Below are 17492 nucleotides of genomic sequence, written 5' to 3'. Positions count from 1 at the left end.
GACGGCGTGGCCCTAACGAGTCATCGACGGCCGCGGGTGGGCGGGCACGCCGGAGGGGAGGGTTCCGGGAGGAGGGCGCGCTCACGCGGACGGGAGCGACGCCGGATTCTCGCTTCGGGGCGCGAGGAGGAGGCACCCTCGACGGGGTGCCCGGGGGCGGTGGCCCTCAGCAGTGACACATTCGACGGCACATGGCACGCTCACCTGCCGGCAGCGTGCCGGTGGGGGTCCAGTTCGTCGTCGCAGTCATGTGAGCCAGTAAAACAGATCAGTCGTACAGCTCCCAATTATTCGGCAGGGCTGTCCGCATTGCGGACAGCGGCCGCCCGGAGCTGCGCAGATGCGCCTCGACGCCGCCACCGGGCGTCCGGATGGTGGCGGCGTCGAGGATGCCGGGGGCGGGCGGGGCTCAGGCGGTCGCGGCCAGTGGGGCCTCGGCCAGTGGAGTCTCGGCCGACTTCTCCAGGTGCACGAAGCTCAGCCGGTTGGTCACCGGCTCGACGGCGGTCTGCCGGTAGCCCTGGCGGGCGTACAACCGCAGGTTGCCGAGGCTCCGATGGCCGGTGAACAGCCGGTAGGCCGTCACCGGACGGCCGTCCTCGGCCATCCGGCGCTCCAGCGCGTCCAGCAGCCGGCCGCCCAGGCCGTGCCGCTGCATCCGGGGGTGGACCACCAGACGCCCTATCCGGCCGATGCCCTCGGCGTCCACGTGGCCCCGGACGGCGCCCACCACCTCGTCGCCCAGCCGGGCGACCAGGACGTGCTGCTCGGTCAGTTCGGCTCGCAGGCTCTCCAGGCTCTGCGTCAGGGGCTCGATCGCCCAGTCGCCGTACAGCTCCGCCTCGGGCTGGTAGCCCAGGTACTGGAGCTTGAGGATCTGCTCCGCATCCTCGGCCGCAGCGGCCGAGATGATCACGCTCATGCCCATGTGGAGGGGCCTCCCCAGTCGTCGTGCCCTGCGCGCAGAGGGTGGCGCGCTCACGCTCAGTATCCGAGCGTATGCGCCACCGTCAAGAGTGACGTTCGCCAGCCTGCTACCCGGGTGTCAGGTTCCCTCAACCTTCGAGGGCGCAGACGTGGCAAGGGTCACGCCGCGCCGGGAGCGGGGCGGCGCGGGGCGGCGGCGGAAACCGGGGCGGGGCGCCGCGGGGCGGCGGGCCCGCGGTCAGGGGTAGCGCTCGGCGTGCAGCAGGAGGCGCAGGCAGGCCAGGCAGCGGGACCGGGTGGGACCGATCGAGCCGCGCGGCATGCGGAGGCGCTCGGAGAGCTCGCGGTAGGTGGGCGGCGGATCCTCGGCGAGGGCCGCGATCAGCTGCGGGCAGCGACCGGGCAGGGCGGCGACGCTCTCGCGGATCACGCGGCGGCGCTGTTCGGCGAGGTAGACGTCCTCGGCGGAGGGGACGGGCGGAAGGGGGGTGCACACACCGTGCATGACGGGCCCGGGCGGGGTCGGTTACGCCCGGACCGGGGCGCGCACGTGCGAGGGGCGCGCCGGTCGGACCGCCGCGCCCCTCGCACGCTGCTCCAGGGGTCAGCCCTGGGGCTGGGCCCACTCCTGCTGCCGCGCCAGGTCCGCCTTCACCTCGGCGAGCTGGACCGCGACGGCCGAGGGGGCGGTGCCGCCGCGCCCGTCGCGGGCGGCGATGGCGCCGTGCACGCTGAGCACCGTGCGGACCTCGGGGGTCAGGTGCTCGGAGATCGAGGCGAACTGCTCGTCCGTCAGGTCGGACAGTTCGATGCCCTGGGCCTCGCAGACCTTGACGCAGGCGCCGGCCACCTCGTGCGCCACCCGGAACGGCACGCCCTGCTTGACCAGCCACTCGGCGATGTCGGTGGCGAGCGAGAAGCCGGCCGGGGCCAGCTCCTCCAGCCGCTCCCGGTGCACGGTGAGGGTGGCCATCATCCCGGTGAACGCGGGCAGCAGCACCTCCAGGGTGTCGCAGGAGTCGAAGACCGGCTCCTTGTCCTCCTGGAGGTCCCGGTTGTAGGCGAGCGGCAGCGCCTTGAGGGTGGCGAGCAGGCCGGTGAGGTTGCCGATCAGCCGGCCGGACTTGCCGCGGGCCAGCTCGGCGATGTCCGGGTTCTTCTTCTGCGGCATGATCGAGGAGCCGGTGGAGAAGGCGTCGTGCAGGGTGATGAAGCCGAACTCCTTGGTGTTCCAGATGATCACCTCCTCCGCGATCCGGGAGAGGTTCACGCCGATCATCGCGGTGACGAAGGCGAACTCGGCGACGAAGTCGCGCGAGGCCGTGCCGTCGATGGAGTTGCCGACCGAGCCGCCCTCGAAGCCGAGCTCGGCGGCGACGGCCTGCGGGTCGAGGCCGAGCGAGGAGCCGGCCAGCGCGCCGGAGCCGTACGGGGAGACGGCGGTGCGGGCGTCCCACTGGCGCAGCCGCTCGGCGTCCCGGCCGAGGGCCTGCACGTGCGCGAGGACGTGGTGGGCGAAGAGCACCGGCTGGGCGTGCTGGAGGTGGGTGCGGCCCGGCATCGCGGTGTCGGGGTGCGCCTCGGCCAGGCCGACCAGGGCCTCCTGGAGGTCGAGCAGCAGGCCGCCGATGGTCCTGGCGTGGTCCCGCAGGTACATCCGGAACAGGGTGGCGATCTGGTCGTTGCGCGAGCGCCCGGCCCGCAGCTTGCCGCCGAGGTCGGCGCCGAGCCGCTCCAGCAGGCCGCGCTCCAGGGCGGTGTGCACGTCCTCGTCGGCCACGGTGCCGACGAAGGTACCCGCCTCGACGTCCGCGAGCAGCTGGTCGAGGCCGGCCAGCATGCCGGCCAGCTCCTCGTCGGAGAGCAGGCCGGCCTTGTGGAGCACCCGGGCGTGGGCCTTGGAGCCGGCGATGTCGTAGGGGGCGAGGCGCCAGTCGAAGTGGACCGAGGCGGAGAGCTTGGCCAGCGCCTCGGACGGGCCGTCGGCGAAGCGCGCACCCCAGAGGCGGACGTCGGAGGACTGCTGGGCGGTCATCGCGGTGGCTCCTTAGACTTGTGCAGCGAGTGGCATAAGTATGCATCACTCCGTATGAAACACAAAACCCCGGTCGAAGGGGGTCCTTCGACCGGGGTTCCGGCTGTTCCGGCCCTACTGCGCCTTGGCCTGGGCGAGTTGCATGAGGTGGTCGGCCAGCGCCTGGCCGCCCGCCGGGTCCCGGCTGATCAGCAGCACGGTGTCGTCGCCCGCGATGGTGCCGATGATCTCGAACACCTCGGCCTGGTCGATCGCCGAGGCGAGGAACTGCGCGGCCCCGGGCGGGGTGCGCAGCACGACCAGGTTGCCGGAGGCGGTCGCGGAGACCATCAGCTCGCCGGCCAGCCGGGCCATCCGGCCCTCGGTGGCCGACTCCCCCATCGGGGCGCGCGGCGTGCGGTCGCCGCCCTCGGCGGGGACGGCGTAGATCAGCGCGCCGTCCCGGTTGCGGATCTTGACCGCGCCCAGCTCGTCCAGGTCCCGGGAGAGGGTGGCCTGGGTGACCACGAGTCCGTCGTCGGCGAGCAGCTTGGCGAGCTGGCTCTGCGAACGCACGGGCTGGCGGGTGAGCAGGTCCACGATCCGCCGGTGGCGCGCGGTGCGGGTCTGCGGGACCTGCGGCGTCGGGCCGGCGGCGGGCGGGTCGGAGCGGGAATCGGTCATGTGATTATTCTCCCGGACGATGGTCAACTCGCATCGGCCGGGGCGCTCTCGCGCGCCGTCCGGAGGATCTCCGGCAGTGCGGCGAGGAAGGCGTCCGCCTCCTGCTCCGTGAGCACCAGCGGCGGCGCCAGCCGGACGGCGTCCGGGACGGCCGCGTTGACGAGGAAGCCCGCCTGCTGCGCGGCCGCCTGGACCTGGGCCGAGAGCGGCCGGGTCAGCACGATGCCGAGCAGCAGTCCGGCCCCGCGCACGTGGGAGACCAGCGGGTCGCCGATCGCCTCCACGCCGTGCCGCAGCCGGTCGCCGATCTTGCGGACGTGCTCCAGCAGGCCCTCGGACTCGATGGTGTCCAGCACCGCGAGCCCGGCCGCCGCGGCCACCGGGTTGCCGCCGAAGGTGGTGCCGTGCTGGCCCGGGGTGAGCAGCTCGGCGGCCGGGCCGAAGGCCAGCACCGCGCCCATCGGCAGTCCGCCGCCGAGCGCCTTGGCCAGGGTGACCACATCCGGCTCGACGCCCTCGACGGCCTGGTGGGCGTACCAGTACCCGGTCCGGCCGATGCCGGTCTGGATCTCGTCCAGGACCAGCAGGGTGCCGGTGGCGCGGGTGATCTCGCGGGCCGCCTTCAGGTAGCCGTCGGGCAGCGGGATCGCGCCGTTCTCGCCCTGGATCGGCTCCAGGAAGACGGCGGCGGTCTCGGTGGTGACGGCCGCGCGCAGTGCCTCGACGTCGCCGAAGGGGACGTGGGTGACGTCACCGGGCAGCGGCTGGAATGGCGCCTGCTTGGCAGGCTGGCCGGTGAGCGCGAGGGCACCCATGGTCCGGCCGTGGAAGGCTCCCTGGAGGGCGACCAGGTGGGTGCGGCCGGTCCGCCGGCTGATCTTGAAGGCGGCCTCGTTGGCCTCGGCGCCGGAGTTGCAGAAGAACACCCGACCGCCCTCCCGGCCGTCCAGCGCCAGCAGCCGCTCGGCGAGGGCGATGGTCGGCTCGGCCATGAAGAGGTTGGAGACGTGGCCGAGGGTGGCGATCTGCCGGCTGACCGCCTCGACCACGGCCGGATGGGCGGTGCCGAGGGCGTTGACCGCGATGCCGCCGAGGAGGTCGGTGTACTCCTTGCCGTCGGCGTCCCAGAGCTTGACGCCCTCGCCGCGCACCAGCGGGATCCGGGGGGTGCCGTAGTTGTCGGTGAAGGCGTGCTGCCACCGGTCGGTGAGCTGCTCGTTGTGCGTCATGCCAGTCCCCCGGTCACGGTCGGCTCGTCGTCCGGCACGACCATCGTGCCGATGCCCTCGTCGGTGAAGATCTCCAGCAGCAGGCTGTGCTGCACCCGGCCGTCCAGCACGCGGGCGGTGCCCACGCCGGAGCGGACGGCGCGCAGGCAGCCCTCCATCTTGGGGAGCATGCCGGAGGCCAGGCCCGGCAGCAGCTCCTCCAGTTCGCTCGCGTTGAGCTGGCTGATCACGTCGTCGGAGTTCGGCCAGTCCTTGTACAGGCCCTCGACGTCGGTCAGCACCACCAGCATCTCGGCGCCGAGCGCGACCGCCAGGGCGGAGGCGGCGGTGTCGGCGTTGATGTTGTAGACGTGGCCGTCGGCACCGCGGGCGATCGAGGAGATGACCGGGATCCGGCCGTCGCCGATCAGCGCCTTCACCGCGCCGGCCTCGATGTTGACGATGTCGCCGACCAGGCCGATGTCGACCTGCTCGCCGTCCACCACCGCGTAGCGCTTGACCGCCGTCATGGTGTGGGCGTCCTCGCCGGTCATCCCGACCGCGAACGGGCCGTGCTCGTTGAGCAGGCCGACCAGCTCGCGCTGCACCTGGCCGGCCAGCACCATCCGGACCACGTCCATGGTCTCGGGGGTGGTGACGCGCAGGCCGTTGGTGAAGCTGGACTCCAGGCCGAGCTTGTCCAGCTGGGCGCTGATCTGCGGGCCGCCGCCGTGCACCACCACCGGGTGCAGGCCGGCATAGCGGAGGAAGACGACGTCCTGGGCGAAGGCCGCCTTGAGGCTCTCGTCGACCATGGCGTTGCCGCCGAACTTGATCACGATGGTCTTGCCGTGGAAGCGCTCCAGCCAGGGCAGCGCCTCGATCAGCGTCATGGCCTTGGGCAACGCGGTGTTGTTGCGGGCCTGTTCGCCCTTGGGTGCGATCTGCACGGGTTTCCCTTGTCGGAACGGATGTCGCGGCTCGGCGGAGCAGCGGTCAGCGGCTCGGCTGCGGTCAGCGGCTCAGCTGGAGTAGGCGCTGTTCTCGTGGACGTAGTCGGCGGTGAGGTCGTTGGTCCACAGCGAGGCGCTCGCCGTACCGGCGTTGAGGTTCGCGGTGATGACGACGTCGCGGGCCTTCATGTCCACCAGGTCGCGGTCCTCGCCGACGCCGCCGTCCTTGCAGACCCAGACGCCGTTGATGGCCACGTCGAGCCGGTCCGGGTCGAAGGCGGCGGTGGTGGTGCCGATCGCGGACAGCACCCGGCCCCAGTTGGGGTCCTCGCCGTGGATGGCGCACTTGAGCAGGTTGTTGCGGCTGATCGTACGGGCGACCTCGACGGCCTCGTCCTCGGTGGCCGCGCCGGTGACGTCGATCCGGATGTCCTTGCTGGCGCCCTCGGCGTCGCCGATCAGCTGGCGGGCCAGGTCGGCGCTGACGGTGCGGACGGCCTCGGCGAACTCGGCGGCGTCCGGGGCGATTCCGGTGGCGCCGGAGGCGAGCAGCAGCACGGTGTCGTTGGTCGACATGCAGCCGTCGGAGTCGATCCGGTCGAAGGTGGTGCGGGTGGCGCCGCGCAGCGCGGCGTCCAGGGCGGCGCTGTCCAGGTCGGCGTCGGTGGTGAGCACGACCAGCATGGTGGCCAGGCTCGGGGCGAGCATGCCCGCGCCCTTGGCCATGCCGCCGACCGTCCAGCCCGCCGGGCTGGTGAACTGGGCGGTCTTGTGCACGGTGTCGGTGGTCTTGATGGCGATGGCGGCGGCCTCGCCGCCCTCGGCGTCGAGCTGCCGGGCGGCCAGGGTGACGCCGGGCAGCAGCACGTCCATCGGCAGCCGGACGCCGATCAGGCCGGTCGAGGCGACGGCGACCTCGCCGGCGTTCACGTCCAGCTCCGCGGCGACCTTCTCCGCGGTGGCGTGGGTGTCCTGGAAGCCCAGCGGGCCGGTGCACGCGTTGGCGCCACCGGAGTTGAGGACGACGGCGGAGACCCGGCCGCCCTTGAGGACCTGCTGGGACCAGAGCACGGGGGCGGCCTTGACCCGGTTGGCGGTGAAGACGCCGGCCGCGGCCAGCGAGGGGCCGTCGTTGACCACCAGGGCGAGGTCCGGGGTGCCGGAGGCCTTGATGCCCGCGGTCACGCCGGCGGCCCGGAAACCCTTGGCGGCGGTCACGCCGATGTTCGGGGTGGTCACGGTGCGACTCCGTTCAGGGGAAGGCCCAGCTCCTCGGGCAGGCCGAGGGCGATGTTCATGCTCTGCACCGCGCCGCCGGCGGTGCCCTTGACCAGGTTGTCGATCGCGCTGATCGCGATGATCCGCCCGGCGGTGGCGTCCAGGGCGACCTGGACCAGGGCGGTGTTGGCGCCGTAGACGCTGCTGGTCTGCGGCCACTGCCCCTCGGGCAGCAGGTGGACGAAAGGCTCGTCGGCGAACGCCTCGGCGTAGGCGGCGCGCAGGCTCTGGGCACTGACGCCCGGCTTCGCCTTGGCGGAGCAGGTGGCGAGGATGCCGCGCGGCATCGGGACCAGGGTGGGGGTGAAGGAGACGGTCAGCGGCTCGCCGGCCAGCGGGGTGAGGTTCTGCACCATCTCCGGGGTGTGCCGGTGCACGCCGCCGACGCCGTACGGGCTGACGCTGCCCATGACCTCGCTGCCGAGCAGGTGGGTCTTGGCGGCCTTGCCCGCGCCGGAGGTGCCGGAGGCGGCGACCACCACGGCCTCCGGCTCGGCGAGGCCGGCCGCGTAGGCCGGGAAGAGCGCCAGGGAGACGGCCGTCGGGTAGCAGCCGGGCACGGCGATCCGGTTGCTGCCCTTCAACGCGGCGCGGTGGCCGGGGAGTTCGGGCAGGCCGTAGGGCCAGGTGCCGGCGTGGGCGGAACCGTAGAACTGCTCCCAGTCGGCGGCGGCCTTGAGCCGGAAGTCGGCGCCGCAGTCGATCACCAGGACGTTCTGGCCGAGCGCCTCGGCGACCGCGGCGGACTGGCCGTGCGGCAGCGCCAGGAAGACCACGTCGTGGTCGGCCAGCACCTCGGGGGTGGTCGGCTCGAGGACGCGCTCGGCCAGCGGGATCAGGTGGGGCTGCAGCGCGCCCAGCCTGGTGCCCGCGTTCGAGCCGCCGGTCAGCGCCCCGATCTCCACCTCCGGGTGGCCGAGCAGCAGGCGCAGCACCTCACCGCCCGCGTATCCGCTCGCGCCGGCGACGGCGACTCGCAATGCCATGGCGTTCCTCCTTGGTCGTGGCATGAATATACGCGGGAGGGAAAATCCATGCAAGGCTGAGCCCGGACACCCGGGCTTCACACCGCCGCGACCGATCGGGGGATCGACGGACTGATCACGCACGCCCCGGAGCACCCACCCGGCGGCGCGGCCGGGGCGTCCGTCGGACTGCGCCGCAGAGCGCGGCCGTTCAGCGCTTCACGGCCCGCAGCACGACGAACTTGGGGTTCCCGGCGACGAGTTGGCAGTTGCCGAACAGCTTGCGCAGCTTCACGTGGTAGCCCAGGTGCCGGTTGCCGACCACCCACAGCTCGCCGCCGGGCCGCAGCGCCCGGCGGGCGCCGGTGAACATCCGCCAGGCGGTGGCGTCGGTGGTGGCCTGGTGGGAGTGGAACGGCGGGTTGTTGAGCACCAGGTCCACCGAGCCGAGGGCGAACACCGCCGGGTCGAGCGCGTCGGCCGTGCGGAACTCGGCCGGGGCGTCCGGGCCCAGGTTGGCGCGGAAGGTCTCCTCCGCGGAGGCCACCGCCTGGTGGGACTCGTCCACGAACACCAGCTCCGCGCCCGGCCCGGCCAGCGCGGCGGCCGTGCCGACCACGCCGTTGCCGCAGCCGAGGTCCACCACCCGGTCGCCGGGGGCGGGGGTGGGCAGGTGGGCCAGGAAGAAGCGGGTGCCGATGTCGAGCCGCTCGGCGCAGAAGGTGCCCGCGTGGTTGACCACCGTCCGGCCGGCGGCGGGGCCGATGTCCGGCGGCAGCGCGTAGCGGTGCGGCCACGGGTTGGGGCCGGGGTCCAGCGCCGGATCGGGGGTGCAGAAGATCAGCCGGGCCTTGCGGACCGCGAGCGAGGTGCGGGTCGGGCCGAGGACCTTCTCGAAGAGCTGCAGGGTGGAGGTGTGGATCTCGGTGACCATGCCGGTGCCGATCACGACCGTGCCCGGGTGCAGCGCCGGGGCGAGCCGGTGCAGCTGGTCCTCCAGCAGGGCCAGGCTCTTGGGCACCCGCACAAGCAGGACGTCGATCCGCTCCGGCGGGGTGTCCCGGGTGGTGCGCAGCCGGGCCTCGTCGACGGCGGCGCCGGCCCGGGCGAGGTTCTCCCGGGTGGCCTGCCGGCCGAGGTGGGAGTCGCTGATCTGGACCGGTCCGTACGGCGCCAGCGCGGTGGTCAGCGCGCCCCAGCGGTCGCCGAGGACGGCGATCCGGCGGCCGGCCAGTTCGGTGGCGGCGCCGTCCGCGGCGGCCTCGCCGGCCAGGTGGCGCAGCAGGTACTCGTCGGCGGCGTCCCAGGCGCGCAGCCGCTCGCGGGGGTCCACCGGGAAGCGGGTGAGGTCGAGGGTGCCCCAGGGGGTCGCGAAGGCGGTGGCTGAGGGTGACGAAGCGGGCGTGGTCTGCGGATTCATCGTGCTCTCAGGCTATCCGAAGGTCAGCCGGGGAACGGTTTCGGGCAGATACTGGAAGAGCCCGACCGAGAGGGGTGAGGGCGATGGACTGGAAGCTCGAAGTCGTGGTGGTCCCGGTGTCGGACGTGGACCGCGCGAAGCTCTTCTACGAGGAGCAGGCCGGCTTCACCGTGGACCACGACACCCGGCTGCGCGACGGGGTCCGGGTGGTCCAGCTGACTCCCCCGGGCTCACGCTGTTCGATCGTGGTCGGCACCGGGGTGATCGAGTCGGCGCCCGGCTCGGTGAAGGGCCTCCAGCTGGTGGTGCCGGACATCGAGAAGGCGCACGCGGAGCTGGCCGCGCGGGGCGTGGCGGTCAGCCCGGTCCAGCACTTCGAGGCGGGAGCCCGGGTGAACGGACACGGCGAGGCCTGGAACAACTTCGTGTTCTTCAACGACCCGGACGGCAACGGCTGGGCGGTCCAGGAGGCCCCGTCCGCGGCGTAGCACCTGCCGGGCCGTGGATAGGCTCGGAGGATGGCTGAAGAACAGGGAAGCGTGCGGCTGGACGTCTGGGTCTGGTCGGTCCGGCTGGCCAAGACCCGCGCGCTGGCGGCGGCCGCCTGCAAGGCCGGGCACGTGCGGGTGAACGGCGAGCGGGCCAAGCCGGCGCAGACGCTCAAGCCCGGGGACGAGGTCCGGGTCCGCGAGGAGGGGTACGAGCGGGTCGTGGTGGTGACGAAGCTGATCCGCAAGCGGGTCGGCGCGGCGGTCGCGGCGGAGTGCCTGGTCGACAACAGTCCACCGCGGCCGCCGCGGGAGTTCGTGGCACCGGTCTTCGAGCGGGACCGCGGCGCCGGCCGCCCGACCAAGCGGGAGCGCCGCGACCTGGACCAGCTGCGCGGGGGCCGGTAGCCCCGCGCCTACGCCGCCGTGTCGGTGAGCACCTTGGCGAGGAATGCGTCGAGGTTGCCCACCGTACGGGCGACCTGCAGCTCCAGCGGCAGCGACTCGTCCGGCCTGGTCACCGCGGCGGACTTCTTCAGGCCGCGGACGTAGAGCGAGCAGGCGAGGTCGGCGCAGATGTAGGTCCCGACGGTGTTGCCCTCGCGCCCGGAGGCACCGGCCCGGCGGGCGGCCAGCAGCGAGACCCCCGAACCGGCGTGCGCGGTGATGCACAGCGAGCACACGTTGGTCTTGGTCAGGCTGCGCCGGACCATCGGCGAGCGCATCGTCACCCCGACCAGCTCACCGCCGTGCGGTGCGACCAAGTACGCCCGGTCGGGCGCGCCTTGGTCCCGCCAGCCGAGGAAGTCCAAGTCCGCCCACGGCAGTTCGGCCAGGCCGCGGGGCAGGTTGAGCCGACGGGCCTCGCCCTTGGAGCAGTTGACGAAGGACGCGCGGATCTCCGGGTCGGTGAGGGGTTCCATGTCGCGGAACCTAACACCGGCCGCCGCGCCCTGTCGCGTCATTTCCTCCCGGTACGCACCGGATGGGCGGCCTGCACGGCGAGCCGCCGCGGGGCGTCCTCGCCGATCCCGGCCAGCAGGTCGTCCAGGGCGAGGGCTTGTCAGTGCCCGGATCTACTGTGCTGGATGTGGGGCGGCCGGCCCCGGCGCCGGAGGGGGGTGCCGGGGCCGGGCGCCGTCACGGGCGGACGGCGGGGTCGCGCCCGGTCACGGCTTGAGGGCGACGCCGGCGTAGGCCGAGACGTCCTGCCAGCCCTCGGGCAGTTCGGCGGTGCGGATGTGGCCCGCGGTGGGGCGCCAGAGCGGGAGTTGGACCAGGCCGGGGCCGACGAACTCGAAGTCGCCGAAGAAGGGTTCGACGTCGGCGCGGGGCCGCAGGACGAGCGGCGCGCTGGCGCTCCGGTAGATCCGGGTCCCCTCCGCGGCGCTCTCCCGGGAGGCGAAGTCGGGGCTGCCGTGGGAGAGGATCAGGGCGCTGCCGGGGGCGAGCACCTCGCGCAGGGTGCGGACGATCTGCTGGGCGCCCTCCTCGTCGCGTATGAAGTGCAGGACGGCGACGAGCATCAGCGCGACCGGCTGGGAGAGGTCGACGGCGGCGCCCAGCGCGGGGTGGCGCAGGATCGCCTCCGGGTCGCGCAGGTCGGCCTCGATGACCGAGGTGCGCCCGGCCGGGTGCCCGGCCAGCAGGGCGCGGGCGTGGGTGGCGACGATCGGGTCGTTGTCGATGTAGACCACCCGGGCGTCCGGGGCGACGCGCTGGGCGACCTCGTTGGTGGAGCCGACGGTCGGTATGCCGGTGCCGATGTCGACGAACTGGCGGATCCCCCGGCCGGCCGCGAACTCGACGGCCCGGCCCAGGAACTGCCGGTTGGTGCGGGCCAGCAGCGGCAGCGCGGGGTAGGCGGCTATCGCGGCCTGGGCGGCCTTGCGGTCCGCCTCGAAGTTGTCCTTGCCGCCCAGGTAGTAGTCGTACATCCGGGCGGTGTGCGGGATGCCGGTGTCCAGCTCGCTCGGCGGCTGCCAGTCATCGGCTCTGGCCCACTCCCAGCCGGTACGGGTGTCCTGGTCGACGGCCGCGGTGTCCTCGTGCATCATGTTCCGCCCCCAATGCGCAATGCCGGAATGTGCCTACTGCCCCGTAACACGCGGTGCGCGGTGATCGTATCCAACGACACGCCGTGGAAACAGCGGGAGTTCAGGTTTACGCAACACCGCACCAACGGAGTGTGTGCACGTCAAACGTGGTGTGGCGAACCGCGTCGGACGGCGCTGCCGGATCGCCCGGAGGGTCCGCCCTCTCTATGCTGGCTGCCGATGACTGCCGACCGCCGCACCGTACTGCGCACCGCCGCCAAGCTGGCCGCCCTGTCCGCCGCGGGCGGACTGCTCACCTCCTGCGGCAGCGGCGCGCCCCGCCGGGCCGACACCGGGGCGCTCGCCGCGCACCCCGGCAGCGCCGACCCGCAGCACACCACCGACCCGGCCTGGAACGGCGGGGAGGGGCCCGTCTCCCCCGCCCCGAGCACGCCGGCCGAGCCGCAGCCCGACGGCGGGCCGACCCCGGCCGCCGCCCAGACCTCCGCCCCGCCGACCCCGCCGGTGCTGGCGCCGCTGGCGGCCGGCACGCCGTACGAGGTGGTGTACGGGCCGCGCACCGGCAAGAACGTGGCGCTCACCTTCCACGGCAGCGGTGACCCGAAGCTCGCCCTGGCCCTGCTGGAGGCCGCCGAGCAGCGCGGCACCAAGGTGACCGTGATGGCGGTCGGCAGCTGGCTGGACCAGCAGCCGCAGATGGCCCGGCGGATCCTGGACGGCGGCCACGAGCTGGGCAACCACACCCAGAACCACCTCAACATCTCGGCGATGACCCCGGACCAGGCCCGCGCCGAGATCGCCCAGTGCGCCGACCGGCTGCAGCGGCTGACCGGTTCGATCGGCCGCTGGTTCCGCCCCTCCGCCGCGCAGTACGCCACCGCGATGGTGCGCGACCAGGCCAAGGCCGTCGGTTACGAGCACGTGCTCTCCTTCGACGTCGACCCGCGCGACTACAACGACCCGACCGCCGCCGAGCTGCAGCGCCGGGTGCTGGGCTCGGTGCGCGGCGGCTCGGTGGTGGCCCTGCACATGGGCCACCAGTGCACCATCGACGCGCTGCCGGCGATCCTGGACGGGCTGGCCAAGGCGGGGCTCAAGCCGGTCACGGCCAGCCAGCTGTGCGCCTGACCGGCCCCGGCCGCTGACCCGTCGGGCCGCCGAACGAGCGCAACAGCCCGGGCCGCCGGTCAAACCATCGGGTCGTCGTCCTTGTACGGGCGCAGCCGCAGCGTCCGGGCGTCCGTCGCCCGGATCTCCTCGGCCCGGGCGACCAGCTCCGCCAGGTCGTCCCGCCCGGCGTGGATGAACCGCCCGTGCAGGGCGTCGAAGCGGCCGCGGGCGGCGTCCACGGTGACCGCGACCACGTACGGGATCGAGCCCCAGGCCTTCATGTCCCGGAACATCGGCATCGCCGCGGTCATGTCGGTGGCCACCGCGCCGGGACTGATGTCGAGCACCACGACGTCGTGCTCGGCCAGCGAGTCCGCCATGTTGTCGGAGAGCTGGAGCAGCGCCCCCTTGGAGGTCGCGTACGCCGTGTAGTGGCCGTCCGGGCGCAGCGCGAAGCCGGAGTTGAGGTTGACCACCCGGCCGCCGCGGCGGGCGACCATGCCGGGCAGGACGCAGCGCAGCAGGTTGTAGGGGCCGCGCAGGTTGGTCTCGATCACCTGCCACCACTGGTTGGGGTCGGTCTCCCACAGCGGCACCTCGGCCCCGTCGATCAGGCCGGCGTTGTTGACCAGCAGGTCGATCGGGCCGAGGTCGCGCTCGACCAGCCGGACGGCCTCGCGCACCGGGCCGGGACGGCAGACGTCGGCGGTGACGGCGACGCCCCGGGAGCCGCGCTTGACGCACTCCTTGAGGGTGTCGGTGAGCGTCTCGTGGGTGCGGCCGAGCAGGCCGACGGCCATGCCCTCGGCGGCCAGTCCGATGGCGATCTCCCGGCCGATGCCCCGGCCGCCGCCGGTGACCAGGGCGACCTGTCCTGCGAGCGATCCCGTCGGCACCGTGTGCTCCCTTCCCGTCCCAGGCCCCCGTCTGCGGCATTCTGTCGGCCGGAGGGCGGCGGCGGGCCCGGGTACACGCGCGGGCGGCCCGGCCTCACCCGATCGGGGGCCGTCCGCGCTGGCACTCCGCCGGGGAGGGGGTGACCTACTGGCCGGTACGGAGTAGTAACGTCGTCGGGGCGGTGACCGGTGCACCCATTCCGGTACACCGACCCCGTTGACCAGCGAGCTCGCTGGGCCACCAGTTCGCTGGGCGACCCCCAGCACCACCGAAGGGCAACTGAGTGAGTGACATCGCGCGCGTCGGAGTAGTCGGCTGCGGTCTCATGGGGTCGGGCATCGCCGAGGTCTTCGCCCGGGCCGGACTGGACGTCCTGGTGTCGGAGGCCAGCGGCGAGGCGCTGGAGTTCGGCCGCACCCGGCTGACCAACTCCCTTGACACGGCGGTCAAGCGCGGCAAGCTGAGCCCCGAGCAGCGGGACGAGGCGATGGCCCGGCTGTCGTTCACCACCGAGCTGTCCGACTTCGCCGACCGCGACCTGGTGGTGGAGGCCGTCGCCGAGCGCGAGGACATCAAGGTCAAGATCTTCCAGACCCTGGACCAGGTCATCGAGCGCCGGGACGCGATCCTCGCCTCCAACACCTCCTCGATCCCGATCGTGAAGCTGGCCGCCGCCACCTCCCGCCCGGAGCAAGTCATCGGCCTGCACTTCTTCAACCCGGCGCCGGTGCAGAAGCTGGTCGAGGTCATCCCGACGCTGACCACCTCGGCGGCCACCACCGAGCGGGTCGAGGCCTTCGCCTCCCAGGTCCTCGCCAAGGAGCCGATCCGGGCCCGCGACCGGGCCGGCTTCGTGGTCAACGCGCTGCTCGTGCCGTACCTGCTGTCCGCGGTGCGGATGTTCGAGTCGGGCGTGGCCACCGCCTCCGACATCGACAAGGGCATGGAGGCCGGCTGCGCCCACCCGATGGGCCCGCTGCGGCTGTGCGACCTGATCGGCCTGGACACCATCGTCTCGATCGCCGAGTCGATGTACGACGAGTACAAGGAGCCGCTGTACGCCGCTCCCCCGCTGCTCTCCCGGATGGTCGACGCCGGCCTGCTGGGCCGCAAGTCCGGCCGCGGCTTCTACGACTACACCGCGAGCGTCTGAGCCCGGACGCGAGGGGCGCGCCCGTACCGGTCACCGGTACGGGCGCGCCCCTTTTCCGACTGGCCGACGTGCCGCGCTACTTGACCCCGGCCTCGGCACAGGCATCGGCGTACTGCGGGGTGCAGATGTCGGACGCCTTGTAGAGCCCGCCGCCGACGACGGTGGCCTCCACCTTCGACTTGGTCACCACGATCGGGGTGAGCAGCAGCGAGGGGATCTTCAGCCCGCCGCTGTCGGTGAGCGTGGAGGCGGTCGTGCTGATGTCCATGCCCTCGGCCAGCTGGACGGCGATGCTGCCCGCCGCGTCCGCCTCGGGCTTGTACGGCTTGTAGATGGTGTACGCCTGCTCGCCGCTGAGCACCCGGCGGACCGCGTCGATGGAGGCGTCCTGGCCGCCGACCGGCACGTTCTTGATGCCCGCGGCCTTCAGGGCCTCGATGACGGCGGCGGCCATGCCGTCGTTGGCGGCGTAGACGGCCTGGATGCCGTTCTTCCCGAGGCTCTGGATGGCCTCGTTCGTCTTCGCCGTGGCCACGTCCGGCTTCCACTCGCCGGACTGCTCATAGGCGATCTTGACCCGGCCGTCCAGCGCCAGGTGCGCGCCCGCCTTGAACTGCGCCGCGTTGGGGTCGGATTCGGCGCCGTCGATCATCACGACGTTGGCCGAGGAGGCCTTCGAGCCGAGCGCGTCGAGCAGGGACTGGCCCTGGAGCTGACCGGTCTGCTGGTTGTCGAAGGAGACGTACGCGGCCACCTTGCCCTGCGCCAGCCGGTCGTAGGCGACGACCTTCACGCCCTTGGCGTTGGCGGCGTCCACCCACGGGGCGGTGAGCTTGGCGTCGACCGGGTCGAGCAGGATGACCTTCACGCCCTTGGCGAGCAGGTCGTCGAACTGCTTCTTCTGCACGGTGGCGTCGCCGCCCGCGTTGGCGTAGCTCACCGTGCACTTGGCGCAGAGGCCGGTCACCGTCTGCTGGATCAGGGGCTTGTCGAACGCGTCGTACCGGGTGGAGGACGCGCTCTCCGGCAGCAGCAGACCGATGCCCTCGCCACCTCCGCCGCCAGCTGCCGGCGTCTGGCTCGCCACCGTCTGGCCGCAGGCCGTGAGGGCGAGTGCGAGCGACACGGCGGCCGTGCCCGTGGCCGCGAGACGCATGGGTCTGATCATGATCGGTGGTGCCTCCTGTACTGCGCCGCAACCCTGCGGCAGGGGACGGAGTCAAGCGCCACCGGGCGAATGCGTCAATGCGGGAGGGATCGTTCGTTATGCCCCTGCTCGATTCGTTACGGGATGAACAGGAATTTCACAGTCCCTTGGGTTTTTCGCGGGAGGGGGGCGATCGAGAACCCGGGTGATCGAACACCGCGGCGGCGGGAGACCCGGGGGGACGGGCTCCCGCCACCGCGCCGACCCTGGCGTCAGCCGTTGATGGCGTAGCTGTCGCCGTAGACCTTCCACTTGAGCGGCGGGTTGAGGTCGAAGTTCTTGGCGTTGAGGAAGACCGACTGCTCGGTGTCGACCCGGCTGGTGTCGGAGTGCGCGGCCTCCTTCTTCATGACCACCTTGCGGGCGTCCAGGAAGGCCCTGAGGTAGGTGGCCTCGTCGCCGCCCTGGGCGGGCGTCTTCGCCTTCTTCAGGGCGGCCGCGCGGATGCCGCCGAAGCTGTCGGAGCTGTTGCCGGGCCCGTGCATCACGATCGCGTCGTAGTAGGCGAACTGGCCGAGCGCGCGCAGGCCGTCGGCCTTGGCCTGGTTGACGGCGGGGTCGAAGTACACCCGGTCGCGCTCGTCGTTCTGGGCCTGCTGGAAGGCCGGGTCCTTGGCGGCGGCGGCCCAGTCCTTGACGAAGGGGGTGCCGAGGCCGGAGTGGGAGGCACTGCCGTTGACCTTCTTGAGCGCGGGCAGGTACTTGGCGAGGACGTTGCCGGGCTTGAGGTCGGTGTAGTGCTGGACCAGGTCCAGCATGTCGCCCGTGCCGGAGCAGAAGCCGATGATGCCGGCGGTGTAGCCGCGGCCGTCGCCGATGTCCTCGATGTACTTGTACTGGGCCTTCCAGTCCAGCGAGGAGTTCTCCGCGCTGGACACCAGCTGCATCGCGATGTCCTTCTTGTGCGGGTCGTCGAGGCCGACTCCGCCGAGGTGCGCGGCGGTTGCCGGGGCCGGCGCGGCCTGGGCGGCCGTGGTGGCCGCGACCGTGAGGGGCGCGGCCACCAGAGCGGCGGCGAGGGCTATGCGGAGGGCACGACGGGGCTGAGGGCGCATGGGGGATGCTCCGGTTCCTCGTTGGGTTAGGTAACCTTCCTAACGAGAAGCAAACGCCCGGAACCGTAGGTCCCGC

18 protein-coding genes are annotated in these 17492 nt (G+C 72.6%); 4 read left to right on the top strand and 14 right to left on the bottom strand.

All coding sequences use genetic code 11. From position 1 onward, the window contains the following. Nucleotides 1-409 precede the first annotated feature (409 nt). From ABTY61_RS24330 to ABTY61_RS24290, 9 genes are all read right to left on the bottom strand, one after another. A complete protein-coding gene (locus ABTY61_RS24330; protein ID WP_350507160.1) occupies nt 410-928 on the bottom strand; it encodes a GNAT family N-acetyltransferase in 519 nt (172 codons plus the stop codon). A gap of 237 nt (nt 929-1165) precedes the next feature. After that, complete coding sequence (locus tag ABTY61_RS24325) at nt 1166-1423, bottom strand: sigma-70 RNA polymerase sigma factor region 4 domain-containing protein (protein WP_350507159.1); 258 nt, start codon at nt 1421-1423, stop codon at nt 1166-1168. A gap of 108 nt (nt 1424-1531) precedes the next feature. Beyond that, complete coding sequence (gene argH / locus ABTY61_RS24320) at nt 1532-2962, bottom strand: argininosuccinate lyase (RefSeq protein WP_350507158.1); 1431 nt, start codon at nt 2960-2962, stop codon at nt 1532-1534. A 114-nt stretch (nt 2963-3076) separates the two neighbouring features. Beyond that, nucleotides 3077-3625 (bottom strand): arginine repressor, encoded by a 549-nt coding sequence (locus tag ABTY61_RS24315; protein WP_350507157.1) that lies wholly within the window; start codon nt 3623-3625, stop codon nt 3077-3079. A 23-nt stretch (nt 3626-3648) separates the two neighbouring features. Beyond that, nucleotides 3649-4854, bottom strand: a complete 1206-nt coding sequence (locus ABTY61_RS24310; protein WP_350507156.1) for an acetylornithine transaminase — start codon at nt 4852-4854, stop codon at nt 3649-3651. Then, on the bottom strand, nt 4851-5726 hold the full coding sequence (gene argB, locus ABTY61_RS24305; protein WP_350507188.1) for an acetylglutamate kinase: 876 nt from the start codon (nt 5724-5726) through the stop codon (nt 4851-4853). Before argB ends, ABTY61_RS24310 begins: the two co-directional genes overlap by 4 nt. Nucleotides 5727-5855: 129 nt before the next feature. Then, nucleotides 5856-7010, bottom strand: coding sequence for a bifunctional glutamate N-acetyltransferase/amino-acid acetyltransferase ArgJ (argJ, locus tag ABTY61_RS24300; protein WP_350507187.1), 1155 nt, complete (start codon nt 7008-7010; stop codon nt 5856-5858). An 11-nt stretch (nt 7011-7021) separates the two neighbouring features. Continuing rightward, nucleotides 7022-8050 carry an N-acetyl-gamma-glutamyl-phosphate reductase gene (gene argC, locus ABTY61_RS24295; RefSeq protein WP_350507155.1) on the bottom strand — a complete coding sequence of 343 codons (1029 nt, stop codon included), beginning with the start codon at nt 8048-8050 and terminating at the stop codon, nt 7022-7024. 190 nt (nt 8051-8240) lie between these two features. Further along, nucleotides 8241-9449 carry a methyltransferase gene (locus ABTY61_RS24290; protein ID WP_350507154.1) on the bottom strand — a complete coding sequence of 403 codons (1209 nt, stop codon included), beginning with the start codon at nt 9447-9449 and terminating at the stop codon, nt 8241-8243. A gap of 83 nt (nt 9450-9532) precedes the next feature. Here ABTY61_RS24290 and ABTY61_RS24285 point away from each other — a divergent pair, with 83 nt between their 5' ends. Then, entirely contained in the window at nt 9533-9937 is a 405-nt protein-coding gene (locus ABTY61_RS24285; RefSeq protein ID WP_350507153.1) for a VOC family protein, read from the top strand. A gap of 30 nt (nt 9938-9967) precedes the next feature. Further along, the gene (locus ABTY61_RS24280) at nt 9968-10345 is read left to right on the top strand and encodes an RNA-binding S4 domain-containing protein (protein WP_350507152.1); all 378 of its coding nucleotides are present in this window, start codon (nt 9968-9970) and stop codon (nt 10343-10345) included. Between the two features lie 8 nt (nt 10346-10353). On the opposite strand, the gene ABTY61_RS24275 is transcribed toward ABTY61_RS24280, so the two are convergent. Continuing rightward, nucleotides 10354-10860: an FBP domain-containing protein gene (locus ABTY61_RS24275; protein WP_350507151.1), complete on the bottom strand. Its 507-nt coding sequence runs from the start codon at nt 10858-10860 to the stop codon at nt 10354-10356. A gap of 246 nt (nt 10861-11106) precedes the next feature. Next, the gene (locus ABTY61_RS24270; protein ID WP_350507150.1) at nt 11107-11994 is read right to left on the bottom strand and encodes an SAM-dependent methyltransferase; all 888 of its coding nucleotides are present in this window, start codon (nt 11992-11994) and stop codon (nt 11107-11109) included. Between the two features lie 219 nt (nt 11995-12213). Between ABTY61_RS24270 and ABTY61_RS24265 the strand changes: the two genes are divergently transcribed. After that, nucleotides 12214-13122 carry a polysaccharide deacetylase family protein gene (locus ABTY61_RS24265; RefSeq protein WP_350507149.1) on the top strand — a complete coding sequence of 303 codons (909 nt, stop codon included), beginning with the start codon at nt 12214-12216 and terminating at the stop codon, nt 13120-13122. A 59-nt stretch (nt 13123-13181) separates the two neighbouring features. Here the strand turns inward: ABTY61_RS24265 and ABTY61_RS24260 are convergent, their stop codons facing one another. After that, entirely contained in the window at nt 13182-14000 is an 819-nt protein-coding gene (locus tag ABTY61_RS24260) for an SDR family NAD(P)-dependent oxidoreductase (protein ID WP_350507148.1), read from the bottom strand. Nucleotides 14001-14284: 284 nt separating this feature from the next. Here ABTY61_RS24260 and ABTY61_RS24255 point away from each other — a divergent pair, with 284 nt between their 5' ends. After that, nucleotides 14285-15154 (top strand): 3-hydroxybutyryl-CoA dehydrogenase, encoded by an 870-nt coding sequence (locus ABTY61_RS24255; RefSeq protein ID WP_350507147.1) that lies wholly within the window; start codon nt 14285-14287, stop codon nt 15152-15154. 76 nt (nt 15155-15230) lie between these two features. On the opposite strand, the gene ABTY61_RS24250 is transcribed toward ABTY61_RS24255, so the two are convergent. Together ABTY61_RS24250 and ABTY61_RS24245 are read right to left on the bottom strand one after the other, a co-directional pair. Next, nucleotides 15231-16310 (bottom strand): sugar ABC transporter substrate-binding protein, encoded by a 1080-nt coding sequence (locus ABTY61_RS24250; protein ID WP_350507146.1) that lies wholly within the window; start codon nt 16308-16310, stop codon nt 15231-15233. Nucleotides 16311-16573: 263 nt separating this feature from the next. Next, complete coding sequence (locus ABTY61_RS24245; RefSeq protein ID WP_350507145.1) at nt 16574-17416, bottom strand: chitosanase; 843 nt, start codon at nt 17414-17416, stop codon at nt 16574-16576. Nucleotides 17417-17492 lie beyond the last annotated feature (76 nt).

Source organism: Kitasatospora sp. NPDC096128 (genome assembly GCF_040303105.1).
Lineage (GTDB): Bacteria > Actinomycetota > Actinomycetes > Streptomycetales > Streptomycetaceae > Kitasatospora.
The sequence above is the reverse complement of the archived record's forward strand: the minus strand, read 5'-3'. Positions and strand labels throughout refer to the sequence as shown.